At 42.5% G+C, this 18,993-nt stretch carries 18 protein-coding genes; 13 read left to right on the forward strand and 5 right to left on the reverse strand.

Annotation, left to right across the window (positions count from 1 at the left end):
* Positions 1 to 19 precede the first annotated feature (19 nt).
* Positions 20 to 1,396: a chromosomal replication initiator protein DnaA gene (gene dnaA, locus V7M78_RS03970; protein ID WP_333646662.1), complete on the reverse strand. Its 1,377-nt coding sequence runs from the start codon at positions 1,394 to 1,396 to the stop codon at positions 20 to 22.
* A gap of 501 nt (positions 1,397 to 1,897) precedes the next feature.
* Between dnaA and V7M78_RS03975 the strand changes: the two genes are divergently transcribed.
* The 9 genes from V7M78_RS03975 (at position 1,898) to rsmG (ending at position 9,577) form a co-directional block, all read left to right on the forward strand.
* Positions 1,898 to 2,518 carry an ECF transporter S component gene (locus V7M78_RS03975; RefSeq protein ID WP_333646664.1) on the forward strand — a complete coding sequence of 207 codons (621 nt, stop codon included), beginning with the start codon at positions 1,898 to 1,900 and terminating at the stop codon, positions 2,516 to 2,518.
* Between the two features lie 136 nt (positions 2,519 to 2,654).
* Complete coding sequence (rpmH, locus tag V7M78_RS03980) at positions 2,655 to 2,789, forward strand: 50S ribosomal protein L34 (RefSeq protein WP_013274848.1); 135 nt, start codon at positions 2,655 to 2,657, stop codon at positions 2,787 to 2,789.
* Positions 2,790 to 2,847: 58 nt separating this feature from the next.
* Positions 2,848 to 3,195, forward strand: coding sequence for a ribonuclease P protein component (gene rnpA / locus V7M78_RS03985; RefSeq protein WP_333646675.1), 348 nt, complete (start codon positions 2,848 to 2,850; stop codon positions 3,193 to 3,195).
* Between the two features lie 4 nt (positions 3,196 to 3,199).
* A complete protein-coding gene (gene yidD, locus V7M78_RS03990; RefSeq protein WP_333646677.1) occupies positions 3,200 to 3,415 on the forward strand; it encodes a membrane protein insertion efficiency factor YidD in 216 nt (71 codons plus the stop codon).
* A gap of 19 nt (positions 3,416 to 3,434) precedes the next feature.
* Entirely contained in the window at positions 3,435 to 4,715 is a 1,281-nt protein-coding gene (locus tag V7M78_RS03995; RefSeq protein ID WP_333646679.1) for a YidC/Oxa1 family membrane protein insertase, read from the forward strand.
* A gap of 12 nt (positions 4,716 to 4,727) precedes the next feature.
* Positions 4,728 to 5,405, forward strand: a complete 678-nt coding sequence (gene jag, locus V7M78_RS04000; RefSeq protein WP_333646681.1) for an RNA-binding cell elongation regulator Jag/EloR — start codon at positions 4,728 to 4,730, stop codon at positions 5,403 to 5,405.
* Positions 5,406 to 5,481: 76 nt separating this feature from the next.
* Positions 5,482 to 6,861 (forward strand): tRNA uridine-5-carboxymethylaminomethyl(34) synthesis GTPase MnmE, encoded by a 1,380-nt coding sequence (gene mnmE / locus V7M78_RS04005; RefSeq protein WP_333646683.1) that lies wholly within the window; start codon positions 5,482 to 5,484, stop codon positions 6,859 to 6,861.
* A gap of 30 nt (positions 6,862 to 6,891) precedes the next feature.
* The gene (gene mnmG / locus V7M78_RS04010) at positions 6,892 to 8,835 is read left to right on the forward strand and encodes a tRNA uridine-5-carboxymethylaminomethyl(34) synthesis enzyme MnmG (RefSeq protein ID WP_333646686.1); all 1,944 of its coding nucleotides are present in this window, start codon (positions 6,892 to 6,894) and stop codon (positions 8,833 to 8,835) included.
* Positions 8,836 to 8,845: 10 nt separating this feature from the next.
* Entirely contained in the window at positions 8,846 to 9,577 is a 732-nt protein-coding gene (gene rsmG, locus V7M78_RS04015) for a 16S rRNA (guanine(527)-N(7))-methyltransferase RsmG (RefSeq protein WP_333646688.1), read from the forward strand.
* A 248-nt stretch (positions 9,578 to 9,825) separates the two neighbouring features.
* On the opposite strand, the gene V7M78_RS04020 is transcribed toward rsmG, so the two are convergent.
* A complete protein-coding gene (locus V7M78_RS04020; RefSeq protein ID WP_333646690.1) occupies positions 9,826 to 10,773 on the reverse strand; it encodes an alpha/beta fold hydrolase in 948 nt (315 codons plus the stop codon).
* 310 nt (positions 10,774 to 11,083) lie between these two features.
* Here V7M78_RS04020 and V7M78_RS04025 point away from each other — a divergent pair, with 310 nt between their 5' ends.
* The 3 genes from V7M78_RS04025 to V7M78_RS04035 all read left to right on the forward strand — a co-directional run bounded on the left by V7M78_RS04025 (position 11,084) and on the right by V7M78_RS04035 (position 13,422).
* Positions 11,084 to 11,854, forward strand: a complete 771-nt coding sequence (locus tag V7M78_RS04025; protein ID WP_333646692.1) for a ParA family protein — start codon at positions 11,084 to 11,086, stop codon at positions 11,852 to 11,854.
* Positions 11,855 to 11,856: 2 nt separating this feature from the next.
* Positions 11,857 to 12,846: a ParB/RepB/Spo0J family partition protein gene (locus V7M78_RS04030; RefSeq protein WP_333646694.1), complete on the forward strand. Its 990-nt coding sequence runs from the start codon at positions 11,857 to 11,859 to the stop codon at positions 12,844 to 12,846.
* Positions 12,847 to 12,915: 69 nt separating this feature from the next.
* Positions 12,916 to 13,422, forward strand: a complete 507-nt coding sequence (locus V7M78_RS04035; RefSeq protein WP_333646696.1) for a DUF4446 family protein — start codon at positions 12,916 to 12,918, stop codon at positions 13,420 to 13,422.
* Positions 13,423 to 13,485: 63 nt separating this feature from the next.
* Here V7M78_RS04035 and coaW read toward each other — a convergent pair whose 3' ends face one another.
* Entirely contained in the window at positions 13,486 to 14,331 is an 846-nt protein-coding gene (gene coaW, locus V7M78_RS04040; RefSeq protein ID WP_333646697.1) for a type II pantothenate kinase, read from the reverse strand.
* Between the two features lie 234 nt (positions 14,332 to 14,565).
* Between coaW and adhE the strand changes: the two genes are divergently transcribed.
* Entirely contained in the window at positions 14,566 to 17,181 is a 2,616-nt protein-coding gene (adhE, locus tag V7M78_RS04045) for a bifunctional acetaldehyde-CoA/alcohol dehydrogenase (RefSeq protein WP_333646699.1), read from the forward strand.
* A gap of 58 nt (positions 17,182 to 17,239) precedes the next feature.
* Here adhE and nudC read toward each other — a convergent pair whose 3' ends face one another.
* Entirely contained in the window at positions 17,240 to 18,082 is an 843-nt protein-coding gene (nudC, locus tag V7M78_RS04050; RefSeq protein ID WP_333646701.1) for an NAD(+) diphosphatase, read from the reverse strand.
* 192 nt (positions 18,083 to 18,274) lie between these two features.
* Positions 18,275 to 18,865 carry a biotin transporter BioY gene (locus tag V7M78_RS04055; protein WP_333646703.1) on the reverse strand — a complete coding sequence of 197 codons (591 nt, stop codon included), beginning with the start codon at positions 18,863 to 18,865 and terminating at the stop codon, positions 18,275 to 18,277.
* Positions 18,866 to 18,993 lie beyond the last annotated feature (128 nt).

Genomic DNA, 18,993 nt, shown 5'->3' on the forward strand with positions numbered 1-18,993 from the left:
TTAACAGCTCATACACAGGTTACTGTGGATTAATCTTCTTTTTTAAGATATCTATGGTATTATTTAAGGATTCGTTTTTATTGATCTCCGCCGTGATCTTTTCTATTCCATGGATGATAGTGGTATGGTCCCGTCCTCCCAGGAATTTTCCTATCATCTGTAAGGGGGTTCCCACCATTTCCCGGCAGAGATACATGACGATCTGGCGGGGATAGACGATTTCTTTGTTCCGCTTCTGGGAAGAAATATCAAGGGGAGTGATGCCGTAATGGTCGGCAACCACCTGAATGACCAATTCGGGTGTGACCTCCCGTTTATCATTAGGGGAAATGATGTCCTTTAGGGCTTCCTCTGCCAGTTCTACGGTAATATCCTTATTATCGAGGCGGGAGAGGGCTACGATTTTTGTTAAGGCTCCCTCCAGTTCCCGGATGTTGGATTTGATGTTGGTGGCTATGTATTTGATCACTTCGTTGTCAATATTGTAGCCTTCCATCTCTTCTTTTTTTCGCAGAATGGCCATCCTGGTCTCGTAATCAGGAGACTGGATGTCCACAGTTAAGCCCCATTCAAACCGGGAACGAAGGCGTTCCTCCAGGGTTTCGATGTCCTTTGGAGGCTTATCTGAGGAAATAATGATCTGCTTTTTGGCTTCGTAGAGGGTGTTGAAGGTGTGGAAGAATTCCTCCTGGGTACTTTCTTTTCCTATGATGAACTGAATATCATCGATAAGCAGGACGTCGTTATTGCGGTATTTTTCCCGGAATTCTGTGGGGGAAAAGTTATTTTTGTTTCGGATGGCATCGATCAGCTCATTGGTAAACTTTTCACTGGTCACGTACAGTACCTTTGCTGACGGATTGTTTTTTAATATGAAATGGCCGATGGAATGCATCAAGTGGGTTTTTCCCAGTCCCACGCCTCCGTAAATGAAAAGAGGGTTGTAAATTTCGCCAGGAGATTCCGCTACAGCTAAGGATGCCGCATGAGCCAAATTGTTGTTGGCACCAACTACAAAGGTGTCAAAAATATATTTGGGGTTTAAGTTAGCTGTCTGTATGGCTGACTGGCTGACAGAGCCTGCCGTGTTTGTAATAAGAGTGTTGCCTGCAGGAGCCAGGGCTTTCTCTTTTTGAATCTGATTTTCCACAACAAAATCAATGGTGCTTTCAAAACCGGTTACTTCTTCAATGGTGATCTTCAGAAGAAATCCGTATTTTTTGCGGATGTATCCTAAGAATTCCACATCCGGAACCGTGACGATCACTTTTTCGCCGCTGACGGCATGAACTTTTAAGGGGAGAAGCCAGGTTTTGAAAGACACGTCAGTGATATCGTGTTCTTCTTTTAAATTCAATAAGATTTCGTCCCATTTTTCTTTTAACTTTTCTAACATTGTAAGTCTCCTACATCATAAAAATGCAAATGTGCGCATTAGCCCAATCTACAGTTCATTCTATACTATTTTAAGATAATTTTCAATGAGATTAGTAAAAAATTGTGGATAAGTGTGTGAAAACCCTGTTTATACTATGTGAGCGGCTTGTTGATAACCATCCGGAGAGATATTTTTCCACAAAAAAGGGTATTTTGGAAAGTTACTTTATTCACATTCTGGAAATATTGGATTTATCTGGGGATGGAGGACATGCCTGTGAACAAATATAGGGTTATCAAGGTAATATCCAGAGAGTTTTCCACAAGTTATCCCCATTTTGTTGATAACTTTATGTAAATCAACAAAGCCCGGCACTCCCAGGAGGACTTTCTTTACCCATAGGGCAAATTCACCTTGGTACGTTGAACTTTCTTGACCTGGATTACGTTTTTCATGTATAATGCAGATGTAACTAACTGCATTGTATCTTTTTAAAGAACAGTAGCACAGGAGGTAAATATGAATATTTTAAACAAAACCCGCAGCATGGTACTGGCGGCTGTATTCGCTGCCATTATCGTCATTCTGGCGTTGACTCCCTTTGGACTTATTCCTCTGGGATTTATGAACGCCACCATCATCCACATTCCGGTCATAATTGGAGCCATTGTTCTTGGACCAAAATATGGCGGATTTTTAGGAGGGATATTCGGTTTGGCCAGCTTATGGAAAAACACTTATATGCCTAATCCTACGTCTTTTGTTTTCTCTCCTTTTATAAAGGTAGGAGAATACGGAGGAAACTTTGGGAGCCTTGTAATCTGTATGGTTCCCAGAATTTTAATCGGAATTGTGGCTTATTATGTATTCCGGGGAGTTTTAAAGATATGGAAAGGTAAGAGTAAGGCTGCCCTTGCAGCGGCAGGAGCGGCAGGAGCATTAACCAATACTTTATTGGTAATGAATCTGATTTACTTATTTTTTGGAAAAGAGTACGGGATGGCTGCAAAAGGACTGACAGATGGAATTTACGGAGTAATCATAGGAATTATCTTTGTCCAGGGAGTTCCTGAGGCAATTGTTTCCGCAATTCTTACGACTGCTATTACACAGGCTCTTTTCAAGGTTATGAAAGCATGAGAAAAATAATTTTTCCCTTGACGAACCAACTTTTGTTCTATATAATTGAAACGATGTTTAATTAAAAAAGTCTCAATGTGTTTCATCATATTGCCTATGATAAAGCGATTGTAACAAGAGGAGGTGTCCGTAGATTATGAAGATGACGTTTCAGCCAAAAAAGAGACAGAGATCTAAAGTTCATGGTTTCAGAGCCAGAATGAGCACTCCAGGCGGAAGAAAAGTTTTAGCTGCCAGAAGAGCAAAAGGAAGAGCAAAATTATCAGCTTAATGGACCAGGCCGCAAGTAATTGTGGCCTTTTCTTTTCCCAAATAAAGGAAAGAGATTCATGAAACATTTTAATTCGATTAAGAAAAACAGGGATTTTCAGGCGGTTTATGAAAACGGAAAATCTCTTGCCAACAAGCTGCTTGTCATGTATGTAAAGAGGACGGACAGGCCCGAAACCAGAATCGGCATATCCGTCAGCAAAAAAGTGGGAAACAGCGTAGTAAGGCATCACATAACCAGGTTAATCAGAGAGAGCTTCAGGCTTCATGTGAATCAGGTAGAGACAGGATTAGACATTGTGGTCGTTGTGAGACCGGCGGCCAAAGAAGAAAATTACGAAAAAATTGAAAGTGCATATTTGCACTTGTGCGGACTTCATAACATTTTAAAAGAAGAATCGAAGTGATCTTATGGTAAAAAATATCATGATTTTGTTGATCAGGGGATACCAGAAATTTTTGTCTCCTCTGAAAATAAGAACTCACTGCATTTACACGCCTACGTGTTCTCAATACGCCATTGAAGCACTTAAAAAGTACGGCGTGGTGAAAGGTACATTTTTGGCTTGCAAGAGAATACTTCGGTGTAATCCTTTTGCAAAAGGCGGTTATGATCCAGTTCCGTAAGAGATGAGGAGGTAGTTCATTGGAATTCTTAGTACTCACTAAGGTGGGAGGCATTCTGGGGCCCTTTGCAACCGTTCTGGGTGTTATTATGGATTGGCTTTTTAAGCTGACCAGCTCATTCGGAATCCAGAATATTGGTTTGTGTATTATTTTATTTACTCTTGTGACAAAGCTTCTTATGTTTCCCCTCACGTTAAAACAGCAAAGATCTTCCAAGCTGATGAGCGTTATGCAGCCGGAAATTTCTGCAGTTCAGGCTAAGTATAAGGGAAAGACAGACCAGGAGTCCATGAGAAGGCAGAATGTGGAGGTCCAGGCAATTTATGAAAAGTACGGCACTTCCATGACCGGAGGCTGCTTGCAGCTTGTCATCCAGATGCCCATTCTCTTTGCTTTGTATCAGGTTATTTACCACATTCCTGCTTATGTACAGAGCGTAAAAGCAGTATTTGAAAACGTGGTTGTTAAAATTACTTCCCTTGGAATGGACCATGTGGGAATTTTAAATCAGTTTGCCAGTGAAAATAAAATAAATACCAGCCGGATTGGGGATTTAGCTACCAGCGACGGTATGGTTGACTTTTTATATCAGTTGAATCCGAGCCAGTGGAAGGCCCTTGAAGGACTGTTCCCCAACGTTCAGGATGTGATTTCCCAGAGTGCATCTCAGATTGAGCATATGAATTCCTTTTTAGGAATCAATCTGGCTTCCACTCCTTCCAGTGTTATATTTCCCCCGGGAGGCGGCTTCCAGTTAAGCTTTGCTCTCCTTATTCCTATTCTGGCCGGTTTAAGCCAGTGGTTCAGTGCAAAACTGATGACTGCTAATCAGCCTCAGAATGAAAATAACGAAAATAATGCCATGGCCCAGTCCATGAAGAGCATGAACACGGTTATGCCTTTGATGTCCGTATTCTTCTGTTTCACCTTTGCTTCCGGTATCGGTATTTACTGGATTGCCTCCAGTGTGTTCCAGATCATCCAGCAGCTTGCTGTAAACAGCTATTTCAATAAGATTGATATGGATGAGATGATCAGGAAAAATATGGAGAAGGCCAATGCCAAGAGGGCAAAAAAGGGACTTCCTCCTCAGCAGGTTTCCCAGAACGCCACAGCTACCTTAAAGAATCTTCAGGCAGCCAATGAAAAGGCAGAGTCTGAGAAGAATGCCAGAAAAGAAAAGGCTAAAGAGCAGGCTCAGGCTTCCAAAGATTATTATGACAGCGGATCTTCAGACCCTAACAGCATTTCGGCCAAGGCCCGTATGGTTCAGAAGTATAATGACAAGAACAGTAAATAGGAGGGGTGACCTATGGATATGATTACAGTTTCAGCAAAAACCGTTGACGAAGCGATTACGAAGGCATTGATCGAATTGGGTACAACCAGTGACCAGCTGGAGTATGAGGTTATTGAAAAGGGCAGTAATGGTATTCTGGGAATTATCGGTGCAAAACCGGCTGTCATCCGCGCAGGAAAGAAAAAGAAGAAGGAAGAAACCCTGGAAGAAAAGGCGGCAGCTTTTCTTTCTGATGTGTTCGGCGCTATGGATTTAAATGTCAATCTGGATGTTTCCTTTCAGAAAGAGGAGCGGGAGCTTTCCATTGACATGTCCAGCCAGGATATGGGTATTCTGATTGGTAAAAGAGGACAGACTCTGGATTCCCTCCAGTATTTGGTAAGCCTTGTTGTAAACAAGGAAAGCGAAGATTATATCCGGGTCAAGCTGGACACGGAAAATTACAGGGAGCGGAGAAAAGAAACTCTGGAAAACCTGGCTAAAAACATTGCTTACAAGGTGAAACGGACGAGACGTCCTGTTTCCCTGGAACCTATGAATCCCTATGAAAGAAGGATCATCCATTCCGCACTTCAGAATGACAAATCAGTCATTACCAGAAGTGAGGGAGAGGATCCCTTCCGCCACGTTGTTATTTCTTTAAAAAGGGATCATTTGAAAAAAGACCGGTATTATGAAAAAGATAAATAAGTCACACAACAATGAGGGGTTGGGGCTGTCGCAAGGCACCCTCACCTCTTTTCTATATAAATCCAGGTGATTGAATATGAAAACGAATACAATAGCAGCCATCGCCACAGCTATGTCCAGTTCCGGAATCGGAATTGTAAGAATCAGCGGCGAAGAGGCGTTTCCAATTATAGATAAAATATTTAAAACAAAGGGAAAGAAGGATAAAAAGCTTTCCGGAGAACCATCCCATACCATCCATTACGGTTATATCTGTGACGGGGACGAGGTGATTGACGAGGTTCTGGTGATGATGATGAAGGGGCCCAAAAGCTATACGGCGGAGGACACCATTGAAATTGATTGTCACGGGGGAGTTCTTGTGACAAAGAAGATTCTGGAAACCGTTTTAAAGTATGGAGCCAGACCGGCGGAACCGGGAGAGTTTACAAAGAGGGCATTTTTAAACGGAAGGCTGGATTTATCCCAGGCAGAGGCTGTCATCGATGTGATTCATGCTAAAAATGATTACGCCTTAAAGTCTTCTGTCAGCCAGTTGGAAGGGGCCGTTTCAAAAAGGATCAGGGGGATGAGGGAAAAGATTATATATGAGATCGCTTTTCTGGAATCAGCTCTTGATGATCCGGAGCATATTTCTTTGGAGGGGTATTCAGAAAAATTATCTGAGGTAATCGGGCCATTAAAGGAAGAACTGGAAAGTCTTATTAAGTCTGCGGATAACGGCAGAGTGCTTTCGGAAGGAATTGAAACAGTTATTTTAGGAAAGCCCAATGCAGGGAAATCTTCTCTTTTAAATGTTTTGGTGGGAGAGGAGAGAGCCATTGTAACTGATATTGCAGGAACTACCAGGGATACCTTAAAGGAACAGATCAGATTGGAGGATTTAAGCCTTCATGTGGTGGATACGGCAGGCATTCGAAACACCGGGGATGTGGTGGAAAAAATCGGGGTTGAGAAGGCCAGAAGTGCTGCGAAAGAGGCGGATTTGATTATCTACGTGGTAGATGGGTCATGTCCTCTGGATGAGAATGACAAAGAGATTATAGAGTTTATTAAGGACCGGAAAGCGGTTGTACTTTTGAATAAAACTGATCTGGAAGCAGTTGTCAAAGAAGAGGAATTGAGAAGCAAAACAGGCCATAAAGTAATTTCTATTTCTGCCAGGGAAAGGGTGGGGATAGAAGCTTTGGAGCATGAGATTAAGTCCATGTTTTATCAGGGTGAAATCGACTTTAATGACCAGGTTTATATCACCAATGTGCGCCATAAGAATGCTCTTTCAGAGGCCTTAAAAAGTCTTTTCATGGTGGAACAGAGTATTGAAAATGAGATGCCGGAAGACTTTTATTCCATTGATTTAATGGATGCTTATGAAGGTCTTGGAACCATCCTGGGAGAGTCGGTGGAAGAAGATTTAGTTAATGAAATATTCAGCAAGTTTTGCATGGGAAAATAGAAAGTTATGGATTTAGAGAGGAATAATAGTATGCAGCATATAGAAGAATTTTACGATGTTGTGGTTGTGGGTGCGGGGCATGCAGGCTGTGAGGCGGCTTTGGCCTGTGCCAGACTGGGGCTTGAAACCATTGTGTTTACCATCAGCGTTGACAGCATTGCTCTGATGCCCTGCAATCCCAACATCGGAGGCAGCTCTAAGGGACATCTGGTCCGGGAGCTGGATGCCCTTGGCGGGGAAATGGGAAAGGTGATTGACAAAACCTTTATTCAGTCTAAGATGCTGAACCAGTCCAAGGGGCCTGCGGTCCATTCTCTGAGGGCTCAGGCGGATAAAGCGGAGTATTCCAGGGCCATGAGAATGACCTTGGAAAATACGGATCATTTAACCATCCGGCAGGCAGAGGTGTCGGAGATTATTGTGGAGGATGGAGTTTTAAAAGGTGTTAAGACATTTTCCGGAGCAGCATACCGTTGTAAGGCGGCAGTACTGGCTACGGGAACTTATTTAAAAGCCAGATGCCTTTACGGGGAAGTTATTAATTATACGGGTCCTAACGGCCTTCAGGCGGCTAATCATCTGACGGAATCTTTGAAGGCCAATGGCATTGAAATGTTCCGTTTTAAGACAGGAACTCCGGCCAGAGTGGATAAGAGGAGTATTGACTTTTCCAAGATGGAGGAGCAGTTCGGGGATGAAAAGGTGGTTCCTTTTTCCTTTTCTACGGACCCGGAAGAGGTTCAGAAGGATCAGATATCCTGCTGGCTGACTTATACCAATGAAAAGACCCATGAGGTAATCAGGAATAATCTGGACCGTTCTCCTATGTATTCCGGGGCTATTGAGGGAACAGGGGCCAGGTATTGCCCATCCATAGAGGATAAGGTAGTGAAGTTCCCGGATAAAGGCCGCCATCAGGTTTTTGTGGAGCCGGAGGGGCTTTCTACCAATGAAATGTACTTAGCCGGAATGTCGAGTTCTTTGCCTGAGGATGTCCAGCATGCCATGTACCGGACTGTTCCGGGGCTTGAGAATGTGAAGATTACCAGAAATGCCTATGCCATCGAATACGACTGCATCAATTCCATCCAGCTTGATGCAAGCCTGGAGTTTAAGTCTGTCAGAGGTTTGTTCAGCGGAGGCCAGTTTAACGGAAGCTCCGGCTATGAGGAGGCGGCTGTCCAGGGATTTATGGCTGGTGTTAACGCTGCCATGAAGGTGCTGGGACGGGAGCCTAAGATTCTGGACCGTTCTCAGGCGTATATTGGAGTATTGATTGATGATCTGGTGACAAAGGAGAACTTTGAGCCTTACCGGATGATGACCTCCAGAGCCGAATACAGGCTTTTGCTGCGCCAGGATAATGCAGACCTTCGTCTTATGGAAATTGGGTATGATATTGGTTTAATCGGTCAGGAGCAGTATGACAGGCTTCTTTGGAAGAGGGAAGCCATTGAAGAAGAAATCAAACGTCTGGAATCTACCAATATCGGAGCATCGAAAGAAGTTCAGGAGTTTTTGGAAATAAATGGAAGTACTCCTTTGAAGACTGGAACTACTTTAGCAGAGCTGGTGCGAAGGCCGGAGCTTGGATATATTATGTTAACTGAAATTGATAAGAGCAGGCCCCATCTTCCTGAGGATGTGGCAGAGCAGGTTCAGATCAATATTAAGTACGACGGATATATCAGAAGGCAGAAGCAGCAGGTGACTCAGTATAAGAAGCTGGAAAATAAAAGACTGGATGCTGATTTTGATTATTCCCAGGTGAAAAGTCTTAGAATTGAGGCAACCCAGAAGCTGAATCTGTACAAGCCTTTATCCATTGGTCAGGCCTCCAGAATATCTGGGGTGTCTCCGGCAGATATTGCGGTATTGATGGTTCATTTGGAACAGCTTCGTCATCAGAAGGGATCAGAAAATAAGATGAATTTGCCTTTAGAGCAAAGAGACCCCCTGGGGAATAAAGAATGAGGAATGGCGTATGACAGAGGTTTTTAAGAATAAACTGGAACAAGAATTGAATTTATTATCTATAAAATTAGAAGAAAATCAATTAAACCAATTTTATAATTATTTTGAATTACTTGCAGAATGGAATAAATTTATGAACCTGACCACTATTGTTGAAATGGATGAGGTGATTACAAAGCATTTTGCAGACAGCCTGTCTTTGATCAAAGCGGTGGAAGATATTGATACTAAGAATTATAAAATTATTGATGTGGGAACGGGAGCCGGTTTTCCTGGAATTCCTCTGAAAATAGCATTTCCTGGTTTAAAGATTATCTTGATGGACTCCTTAAATAAAAGGATTAAATTTTTAGACGAAGTCATAAAAAATTTGGGCCTTGAAAATATAGAGGCCATCCATGGCAGGGCAGAGGATATGGGGAGAGATCCCCTCCATAGGGAGCAGTATGATCTTTGCGTTTCCAGAGCAGTTGCTAATTTAAGCACTTTGTCTGAATATTGTATGCCTTTTGTAAAGGTGAATGGAGCCTTTATTCCCTATAAATCGGGGAAAATAGAAGAGGAGCTGAATTCGGCAAAACATGCTGTGTTTTTATTAGGTGGGAAGGTAGAAAGAGTGGAGACATTTTTACTGCCTGGTACTGATGCAGAACGGTCGTTGGTAAAGATTACCAAGAATAATAGTACTTCAAAGAAGTATCCCAGAAAGGCAGGGCTGCCTGGGAAAGAGCCATTAAGGTGAATTTGCGGTTGAGCGAAGAGAAGGTCCATGGGTGATAAGGTGAGTTCACGGTTGAGCAAATAGAAGATTATATGAGTAATAAGGTGAATTTGCAAATGAAATAAAGAAAGAGCTTTTGAGAGAAAGATAAGTTATTTGATAGTAGGACAAGATAATATCCCTTAGGGATAAAATAAAATGTTTCACGTGAAACATCCATTTGTAACAGAGATTTCTGTTTGTGGATGTTTCACGTGAAACATTATTTTTTAAACAAAAAACATTTGAATAATATTAAACAGTTCAGAAGGATTTTCCAGCTGTGGAAAATATTTGGAATTTTCTATGAAAGAACTTTCAATGGCTGGATTAAGATTCTGATACTCCTTTATGGTTTCTTCCATATTTTCCATGGAGCTTCCCCCCACAAGATAAATACTGTTGTTGATCTTTTTTAATGCATTGGAAATGTTACATTTTGTATAGTTGCACTTCACGCTTGCGTATAAGGACTTTGGTGATTCTCCCAAATGAGCGGACTCATAATAAGTATCAATGAGAGAGGTCTTTACAGAATAAGGATTGGAGTAGTTGGAAGTAAGTTCTTCTGTAATGGATTGCTTGCTAACGGCAATATGATAGAGCAGTGTTCCTATAACAGGAAGGTCTAAAATGAATTTATATACTTTTCCGTGTTTGTTGGGAATCTGGCTGCAAGCCAGAAGCGTGTCCGGGTTAATGAGCATAACCTGATCAAAAAGCTCAGGGGAATTGTTGCAAGCCATAGCAGCCAGGGAGGAGGAGGAACCGGATGCTATTACATTGGTCCTGTGTCCTATTTCTGACTTAATAAAATCGGATATCATCTGCACGTAAAGATAATTTGTATAAGTCAAATCCGGCTTTTCAGAGCGTCCGCATCCAAGGAGGTCCAAGGTGTATACGGTGTAATGATCTTTTAAATCATGGATCATTTGATTCCATTCATAGCCGCTGGAACAGACATTTAAATCATGGATCAATAACAACGGTTTTCCAGAGCCTGTCTTTGTATAATGAATGTTGCCGAAACGCCATTTGAAGCAAAGTGATTTTGAATCTGCCAGCAAGTTTTTGGACAGGGCAGAAATTTTAACAAATTTATTTATGACAGCCGTAGCAGCAACAGAGCTGGCTGATAAAATAAGCAAAGTCAGCAATTTGTTTTTTGTTCTCATAGGTTACCTCCTGAAGGAAATGATCTCTTCCCCTATTATAATATAATCGATATATACTTACAACGGGAAACATATTAATTTATTCTTAAAACTTGGAAATGAATGGGTTTTTTATGGAAAAATGTTTCACGTGAAACATTTTTTGATAATTTATGTATTTTTTACATAAAAACCATAGGAAAAAAAAATAAAATATGCTATACTCTAGTCTGTACTGCAATTTCCAATGTTATAACCGGAAAAAATATAAGGTTGAAATAAAGTTATATTTCAACTTAGAGTTTGTGAACCAACAGGATATGGAGGCAAAATGGGAAGAATCATTGCGATAGCAAACCAGAAGGGCGGAGTGGGAAAGACGACCACTGCAATTAATTTATCCGCCTGTCTTGCGGAATCGGGACAGAAAGTATTGGCTGTGGACTTTGACCCACAGGGAAATGAAACCAGCGGACTGGGAGTGGAAAAAACCACTATGGAACGAACCGTCTACGATTTGCTGGTAGGAGATTGTGAAATTGAAGAATGCCTGATTACCAATGTTCAGGAAAATCTGGATTTGCTTCCGTCTGATGTAGATTTGGCAGGTGCTGAAATCGAATTACTAGAGATTGAAAACAAGGAAAGACTGCTCAAAACATATCTTGAAAAAATCAAGAAAAACTATGATTTTATCATCATAGATTGTCCTCCGTCATTGAACCTGCTGACGATCAACGCTTTAACAGCTGCAAATACCGTATTAGTGCCAATTCAATGTGAATATTATGCTTTGGAAGGACTGAGCCAGGTCTTAAAAACTGTAAATCTGGTAAAAAAGAAATTGAATCCTTCTCTTGAAATGGAAGGTGTAGTTTTTACCATGTACGATGCCAGGACAAACCTTTCTCTGGAGGTTGTGGAAAGCGTAAAGAACAATTTAAACCAGAATATTTACAAGACCATTATACCCAGAAATGTAAGGCTGGCTGAAGCGCCCAGCCACGGGATGCCCATCAACTTATATGATTCCAGGTCAGCAGGAGCGGAAAGCTACCGGTTGCTGGCTGCAGAAGTAATAAGCAGAGGAGAAGAAGTCTAAATATGGGAAAGAGAACAGGTTTAGGAAAAGGCCTTGGGGCCATTTTTGGAGATGAAGTAATGGAATCTGCGGCAGAAGAGCAGGAAATGAAGCAAAATTCAAAAAACCTTAAAGGGTCTTCTCTTCCTCCTTCGGGAAAATCCGCTTTATCAGAAGGCCAGAGCCGAAAAACAGATCAAACAGCATCTGAACCAGAAACAGGGAAAGAAATGTTTTTAAAGCTGTCTTCCATAGAGCCAAACCAGGATCAGCCGCGAACGGATTTTAAAGAGGAAGCTTTGATTGAGCTGGCGGAGTCCATGAAGGTATATGGAATTTTACAACCTCTTTTGGTGCAAAAAAAGGGTGATCTTTATGAAATTATTGCTGGAGAACGGAGATGGAGAGCTGCCAAGCTGGCAGGTCTTAAGGAAGTTCCGGTAGTAATCCGGGAATACACCAAGCAGCAGACTATGGAAATCGCTTTGATCGAAAACGTTCAGAGAGAGGATTTAAATGCCATTGAAGAAGCAAGGGCTTATCAGAGGCTGATGCAGGAATTTGGCTTAAAACAGGAAGAAATAGCGGCCAGAGTGTCCAAAAACAGGGTGACTATTACCAACAGCATGAGACTGTTAAAGCTGGATGAAAGGGTTCAGGATATGCTGATCCAGAACCAGATTTCAGGCGGACATGCCAGGGCTTTGCTGGCAGTGGAAGATGGGGAGCTGCAGTTTCAGCTTGCAGGAAAGATTGCAGCAGAGAATTTAAGCGTCCGTGAAGTGGAGCGGCTGGTAAAATCCTTATCCAGAAAGAAAACAGAAAAGGAAAAACCGGATGGAGATGAAACTCTTACTCTGATTTTCCGGGAGTTAGAGGACCGGATGAAGACTGCCATGGGAACCAAGGTCAGCATTAACCGGAAGGATAAAAATAAGGGAAGAGTGGAAATCGAGTATTATTCTGAGGCAGAATTGGAAAGAATAGTAGAATTAATAGAATCCATAAGATAAGGTAAGTTTGCCCATAAGGCAAAGAAAGTACCCCTTGGGGGTAATGTTTATGAAAGCGAGGACGAAAGAATGGATAACAGCAGATTAAATCAGTTTCCGATTGATCCTGCTTTTTTAATACTTGGATTAGCTGCAGTCACTTTGATATTATTGGTGGTCGTGATTATATGTCTTATTCAGATGAGAAAGCTGTACCGCAGATATGATTACTTTATGAGAGGAAAAGATGCGGAGACTCTGGAAGATATTATTATGGAGCAGATGGAGGATATTGCAGAGTTAAAGGCAGAAGACCGGGCCAATAAGGACTCCCTGCGCAATACCAATAAAAATTATCGAAGTGCTTTTCAAAAATTCGGTATTGTGAAGTACAATGCATTTAAAGGAATGGGAGGAAATTTAAGCTTTGCTATGGCAATGCTGGATTATACCAATTCCGGATTTGTTTTAAATTCCGTTCACAGCCGGGAAGGCTGCTACGTCTATATCAAGGAAGTGGACAGAGGGGAAACAGATGTTCTTTTAGGAAGTGAAGAAAAGGATGCCTTGGAACAGGCATTGGGATACCATTCATAAAAAAACCAGGTGGAGCTGTATTGGCTCACCTGGTTTTTTACATTCATTATGTTTCAATGTCAGCTATAATAAAATTTGTTTCATTTCCATATGGTGTTCTTCGGTGAGGGCTGCACCGATAGCAGTGCCGTATTCAGCCTGGTCCGGTATGATGAAATGGACGTCAAAAAGCTCTTCTAAAGAATGGAGGATTTGAGGACATTGAGGCAGCTTTGCCAAATTGCCGGTCATGACAAAATTATGGATGTTGCTGTTTAATGAGGATAGTATGGCAGATTTTCCGATGGCCTGTACTACCATGTTGATAATACCGATGGCGATATCCTCTTCTGATATGGAATTTCGGACCTTTCCAAAGTTGGAGGCAGTGGCTGTCAGGGGAAGTCCCGGGAGAGCAGTTCTTGAGATATCCTGAATCTGCAGGTCAATATTGCTTAAATTTCCTCTTCCGGCCAGATCAATGATCTGAGAAATATCTGTGGTTTTCAGCAGAAGGCTGGAAAGTCCCATAATGGTTCCTCCTCCGATTCCGATTCCTCCGATATGGACGATTTTATCTCCGTTTACCTGAACCATGGAGGTTCCTGTTCCCATGCTCACCACGATTAAGTCCTGGAGCCCGGTAAAATATTGTCCGCCCAAGCCGTTGCAGGTAAATTCTCCCACCTTATAAGTGGGAATCCCATATAAAGGCTGTTCCACGTAGGCACTTCCCACACCTGTAATCATGATTTTTTCAATCTCATTTAATTGAATGCTGTTGTCGTAAATAAATTTTCCCAATGCCCCAAAGAGGGAGGCAATAGGGTTATCGGCCTTTACGAAAGTAGGAATTTTCAGTTGATTATTCTGAAATCCAACGATCTTAGTCGTGCTTCCTCCGATATCGATTCCAATGGTTATTTTCATACTTTTAAATCCCCTTGTTTTCATGAAAAAATAAAAATTTTTTAGATTCTGAGGCTATAATAGCATACATATAGAAGATTGCCAAGTTTTTATATAAATGCAAGGAATTTTAGGCAAATATTTTTTAGGAAAGAATATTGACAAAAAAATAACAATAGAATATAATGTAAGTATCAAGATCGTTAAAATAATAACAAATACCTATTTGACTTATAAAAACGGAGGAAAGTTAAAATGGCAAAGAAAGAAGAAAAGATCATGGTTCCCCAAATCATTGACAGCGTAGATGCCCTGATTGCCAGGATGGACGCAATGAGGGAAGCGCAGAAAGTATTTGCTTCTTATACCCAGGAACAGGTAGATAAAATCTTTTACGAGGCTGCCAGTGCTGCCAATAAGATGAGAATACCTCTTGCAAAAATGGCTGTGGAAGAAACCGGCATGGGTGTGGTGGAAGATAAAGTCATTAAAAATAACTATGCTGCTGAATACATTTATAATGCTTATAAAGATACAAAGACCTGCGGTGTGATTGAAGAAGATAAGGCTTATGGAATTAAGAAGATTGCAGAGCCAATCGGCCTTATTGCGGCGGTTATCCCAACTACGAACCCCACTTCAACTGCTATTTTTAAAACATTGATCAGCTTGAAGACGAGAAATGCCATCATCATTTCCCCTCATCCCCGCGCAAAGAATTCTACCATTGCCGCAGCAAAGATCGTTCTCGATGCCGCTGTTAAGGCAGGGGCTCCGGAAGGAATTATCAGCTGGATTGATGTACCTTCTCTGGAACTGACCAATGAGGTTATGAGAGGTGCCGATATTATTCTGGCAACGGGAGGCCCGGGCATGGTAAAGGCAGCTTATTCTTCCGGAAAGCCGGCTCTGGGTGTTGGTGCAGGAAATACTCCTGTGGTGATTGACGATACGGCAGATATTAAGATGGCAGTAAACTCCATCATCCTTTCCAAGACCTTTGACAACGGTATGATCTGCGCTTCTGAACAGTCTGTGACAGTTCTGGAATCCATTTACGATGCAGTGAAGAAAGAGTTTGCAGACAGAGGATGCTACTTCTTAAAAGGTGATGAACTGGACAAGGTTCGTAAGACTATTATCATCAATGGTGCGTTAAATGCTAAAATAGTAGGACAGAAGGCTTCAACCATTGCAAAACTGGCAGGAATTGAAGTTCCGGAAGCCACAAAAATCCTTATCGGCGAAGTGGAAAATGTTCACATTGAAGAGGAATTTGCCCATGAAAAGCTGTCTCCGGTACTGGCTATGTATAAGGCGGCAACCTTTGATGAGGCCATTGAAAAAGCAGAACAGCTGGTAGCTGACGGCGGTTACGGCCATACGGCTTCCCTCTATGCAAATGTAAATGAAAAGGAAAAGCTGGCAAAGCATGCGGCAGCTATGAAAACCTGCCGTATCCTGGTGAACACACCGTCTTCTCACGGCGGCATCGGTGATATTTATAACTTTAAACTGGCCCCATCCTTAACCTTAGGCTGCGGTTCCTGGGGTGGAAACTCTGTATCCGATAATGTGGGTGTCAAGCATTTACTGAATATCAAGACCGTTGCTGAGAGGAGAGAGAACATGCTGTGGTTCAGAAATCCGGAGAAGGTTTACTTTAAAAAAGGCTGTATGCCGGTGGCGCTTAGTGAGTTAAAGGATGTCTATGACAAGAAAAGAGCATTTGTGGTAACAGACTCCTTCCTTCATATGAACGGTTACACCAAGCCGGTGACAGATAAATTAGATGAAATGGGAATTGCTTACACAGTATTCTCTGATGTTCAGCCTGACCCAACCCTGGCAAATGCCCAGGCTGGTGCGGCAGCTATGAACTCCTTTAAGCCGGATACCATCATCGCATTAGGCGGAGGCTCTGCCATGGACGCAGCCAAAATCATGTGGGTGATGTATGAGCATCCGGAAGTGGATTTTAAGGATATGGCTATGCGCTTTATGGATATCCGCAAAAGGGTTTACACCTTCCCGAAAATGGGAGAAAAGGCTTACTTTGTGGCAATCCCAACCTCTTCCGGTACCGGTTCTGAGGTGACTTCCTTTGCGGTTATTACGGATCAGGAAACAGGAGTGAAGTATCCCATAGCTGATTATGAATTAATGCCTGATATGGCTATTGTAGATGCGGACAATATGATGAGCCAGCCAAAGGGCTTAACCAGTGCTTCCGGTATTGACGTTCTGACCCATTCCTTAGAGGCTTACGCTTCTGTTATGGCTTCTGATTATACCGATGGTCTGGCATTAAAGGCCATGAAGAACGTGTTTGACTATCTGCCCACAGCTTATAATCAGGGAGATCATGTGGAAGCCAGATGCAAGATGGCAGATGCCTCCTGTATGGCGGGTATGGCATTTAACAATGCATTCTTAGGGGTGTGCCATTCCATGGCTCATAAATTAGGTGCTTACCATCACCTTCCCCACGGTGTGGCAAATGCCCTGTTAATTACCCTGGTTATGGAGTTTAACGCCTGTGAAGCTCCTGCTAAGATGGGAACCTTCTCCCAGTACCAGTATCCTCACACCTTTGAACGGTATGTGGAGTGCGCACGTTTCTGCGGTGTACAGGGTAAGGATGATAAAGAAATCTTTAAGAACTTTATTAAGAAGATTGAAGAATTAAAAGCGGCTGTAGGCATTAAGGCTTCCATTAAAGAGTACGGAGTGGAGGAGAAATGCTTCCTTGAAACTCTGGATGAGATGGTTGAAAATGCATTTGATGACCAGTGTACAGGCGCAAATCCAAGATATCCTCTTTTGAGCGAGATCAAGGAAATGTACTTAAAGGCTTACTACGGTAAATAAGTTAAAATAGGTGGCAAAAGGCCGTACCAGAAATTTGGTGCGGCCTTTCGTCTTTGATTTATTCAAGGTATCCGTTTTTAAAAAGCAGAATCATTTCATGGGTCAGGCTTAAATTGGTAAAGTCGTCGGGAATTTCCTGTGGAGTCATAAAGACGGCAGTGGATAACTCCGTTTCATCCAGCCGGATTTGTGGAGAACCGGAAACCTCGGCCCAGTAGCCCACCAAAATGGAGTCGCTGAAGCCCCAGGGCTGGTTCTTGTAATAACGGATGTTTTTCACTTCAAGACCGACTTCCTCCATCACCTCCCGCTTTACGGTGTCCTCCAGAGTTTCGCCGAATTCCGTATAGCCGGCTATGAGAGCGTACCGGGTGTATTCCCTTCCGGCATATTTGGTTAACAAAAGCTTTCCTTCGTAGGTAACGCCTACAATAACGGCAGGGGAGATTTTTGGGTAAACCGTATTGCCGCAGGAGGTACAGACCATGGAACGCTCCTTTTTGCTCTTCATGGTGGGAGAGCCGCAGCAGCCGCAGAAACGGTTGGTTCCGTAGAAGCGGTAAAGGTGTTCCCCGTTTACGGCAGCAAAGGAGACCCACATGGGATTAAGGTTTCGTATGATATTGGTTTCATAAAAGGCGAGAGAAGAGTTTTCTTCTAAGGAAACCCTGGTTTCATCTACCAGAAAAAAATCCATGCGGTCAATGGAAAAGAGATAATCGCAGTGGGACATGGCCTCCTGGTTTAAATCCTTTATTTCTTTGAACCTGGGAATTTCAGGGGAGTTTTCTTTTTTTAACAAAATGCGTCCGGAGTGAAAATAGAGAAAATAGCTGTCTTCATCCGGAGTCTTTATTTCAAATTCATTGTAAAATACGTGGGGGAAAATATCCTGGATCATATGAGAATCCTTTCTTTGGAATTGATTGTTTCATTAGAACATTTTAAGTTTCAAAGAGCTTTCTGTCAAGCTGAGTTGAAAAAACGGCTGAAAGGGAGGACCGAAAAGTGTTTGGAAGAGTGACTGGGGAAGAAAAAACCGGCGCTTTGAAAAAAGCGCCGGACGGGAAAGCTATATGTTTTTACAAATAAATCACAACTGACGGGAAAGGATTCTGCGGATGGGCATTCCGACAATAACGGCAATTATGGTAAGAACAATGTCCTTGGGAATGAACATGGTCATGGAATAAGTAAAGACTCCCAGTACGGACATATTTTCTGCCAGAGCCGCCCACTGAAGACCGCCCATGGTCTCATTGACCAGGGTGCCTATGATGGGAAGGAAAAAGGCGAAAAAGGTATTTAAGGTCTTGCTGCCTGTTCTGAGCCTGGTTCCGCATATGAGAGCCATGAGAGGCCAGGACCAGATATAGCCGCCGGTAAGGCCTGTAATGGAACTGAGTCCGCCCTTGAAGTTGGCAAAGATAGGAAGCCCAACGGCACCTAAAAGCACGTAGACGAGGGCTGCCAGGGAGCCAAGCCTCCAGCCTAAAACAGTGCTCACCAAAACTACGCCGAAGACCTGGATGGTGATGGGTACTCCTGTAGGCATGGGAAGGGATATCTGGGAAATCACGGCAAGAATGGCTGCAGACATTCCTGTTAAGGCCAGTTCTTTGGTGGAAATGGAGGACTTAACAGTGGATGACGTATTTGGATGGGAAGATTGTACTGTACTCATGGTGGTAAACTCCTTTGCAGTGGTATGATTTTCTAGAGGAAATGGTATCATAGGAAAAATCAATTGTCAACTTAAAATATATTAAGGTTAACAATTAGTTCTTGATGGTGATTAATTATCACTCTGCC

Source organism: Lacrimispora sp., assembly GCF_036758025.1.
Taxonomy (GTDB): Bacteria; Bacillota; Clostridia; order Lachnospirales; family Lachnospiraceae; genus Lacrimispora.

Bases quoted from the DNA above. Each gene is read 5' to 3' on its own strand.
- jag (WP_333646681.1), top strand. From the start codon at position 4,728: ATGGATATGATTACAGTTTCAGCAAAAACCGTTGACGAAGCGATTACG.
- mnmG (WP_333646686.1), top strand. From the start codon at position 6,892: ATGCAGCATATAGAAGAATTTTACGATGTTGTGGTTGTGGGTGCGGGG.
- V7M78_RS03975 (WP_333646664.1), top strand. From the start codon at position 1,898: ATGAATATTTTAAACAAAACCCGCAGCATGGTACTGGCGGCTGTATTC.
- V7M78_RS04030 (WP_333646694.1), top strand. From the start codon at position 11,857: ATGGGAAAGAGAACAGGTTTAGGAAAAGGCCTTGGGGCCATTTTTGGA.
- V7M78_RS04055 (WP_333646703.1), bottom strand. From the start codon at position 18,865: ATGAGTACAGTACAATCTTCCCATCCAAATACGTCATCCACTGTTAAG.
- adhE (WP_333646699.1), top strand. From the start codon at position 14,566: ATGGCAAAGAAAGAAGAAAAGATCATGGTTCCCCAAATCATTGACAGC.
- rsmG (WP_333646688.1), top strand. From the start codon at position 8,846: ATGACAGAGGTTTTTAAGAATAAACTGGAACAAGAATTGAATTTATTA.
- V7M78_RS04035 (WP_333646696.1), top strand. From the start codon at position 12,916: ATGGATAACAGCAGATTAAATCAGTTTCCGATTGATCCTGCTTTTTTA.
- rnpA (WP_333646675.1), top strand. From the start codon at position 2,848: ATGAAACATTTTAATTCGATTAAGAAAAACAGGGATTTTCAGGCGGTT.
- V7M78_RS04020 (WP_333646690.1), bottom strand. From the start codon at position 10,773: ATGAGAACAAAAAACAAATTGCTGACTTTGCTTATTTTATCAGCCAGC.
- dnaA (WP_333646662.1), bottom strand. From the start codon at position 1,396: ATGTTAGAAAAGTTAAAAGAAAAATGGGACGAAATCTTATTGAATTTA.
- coaW (WP_333646697.1), bottom strand. From the start codon at position 14,331: ATGAAAATAACCATTGGAATCGATATCGGAGGAAGCACGACTAAGATC.
- nudC (WP_333646701.1), bottom strand. From the start codon at position 18,082: ATGATCCAGGATATTTTCCCCCACGTATTTTACAATGAATTTGAAATA.
- rpmH (WP_013274848.1), top strand. From the start codon at position 2,655: ATGAAGATGACGTTTCAGCCAAAAAAGAGACAGAGATCTAAAGTTCAT.
- yidD (WP_333646677.1), top strand. From the start codon at position 3,200: ATGGTAAAAAATATCATGATTTTGTTGATCAGGGGATACCAGAAATTT.
- V7M78_RS04025 (WP_333646692.1), top strand. From the start codon at position 11,084: ATGGGAAGAATCATTGCGATAGCAAACCAGAAGGGCGGAGTGGGAAAG.
- mnmE (WP_333646683.1), top strand. From the start codon at position 5,482: ATGAAAACGAATACAATAGCAGCCATCGCCACAGCTATGTCCAGTTCC.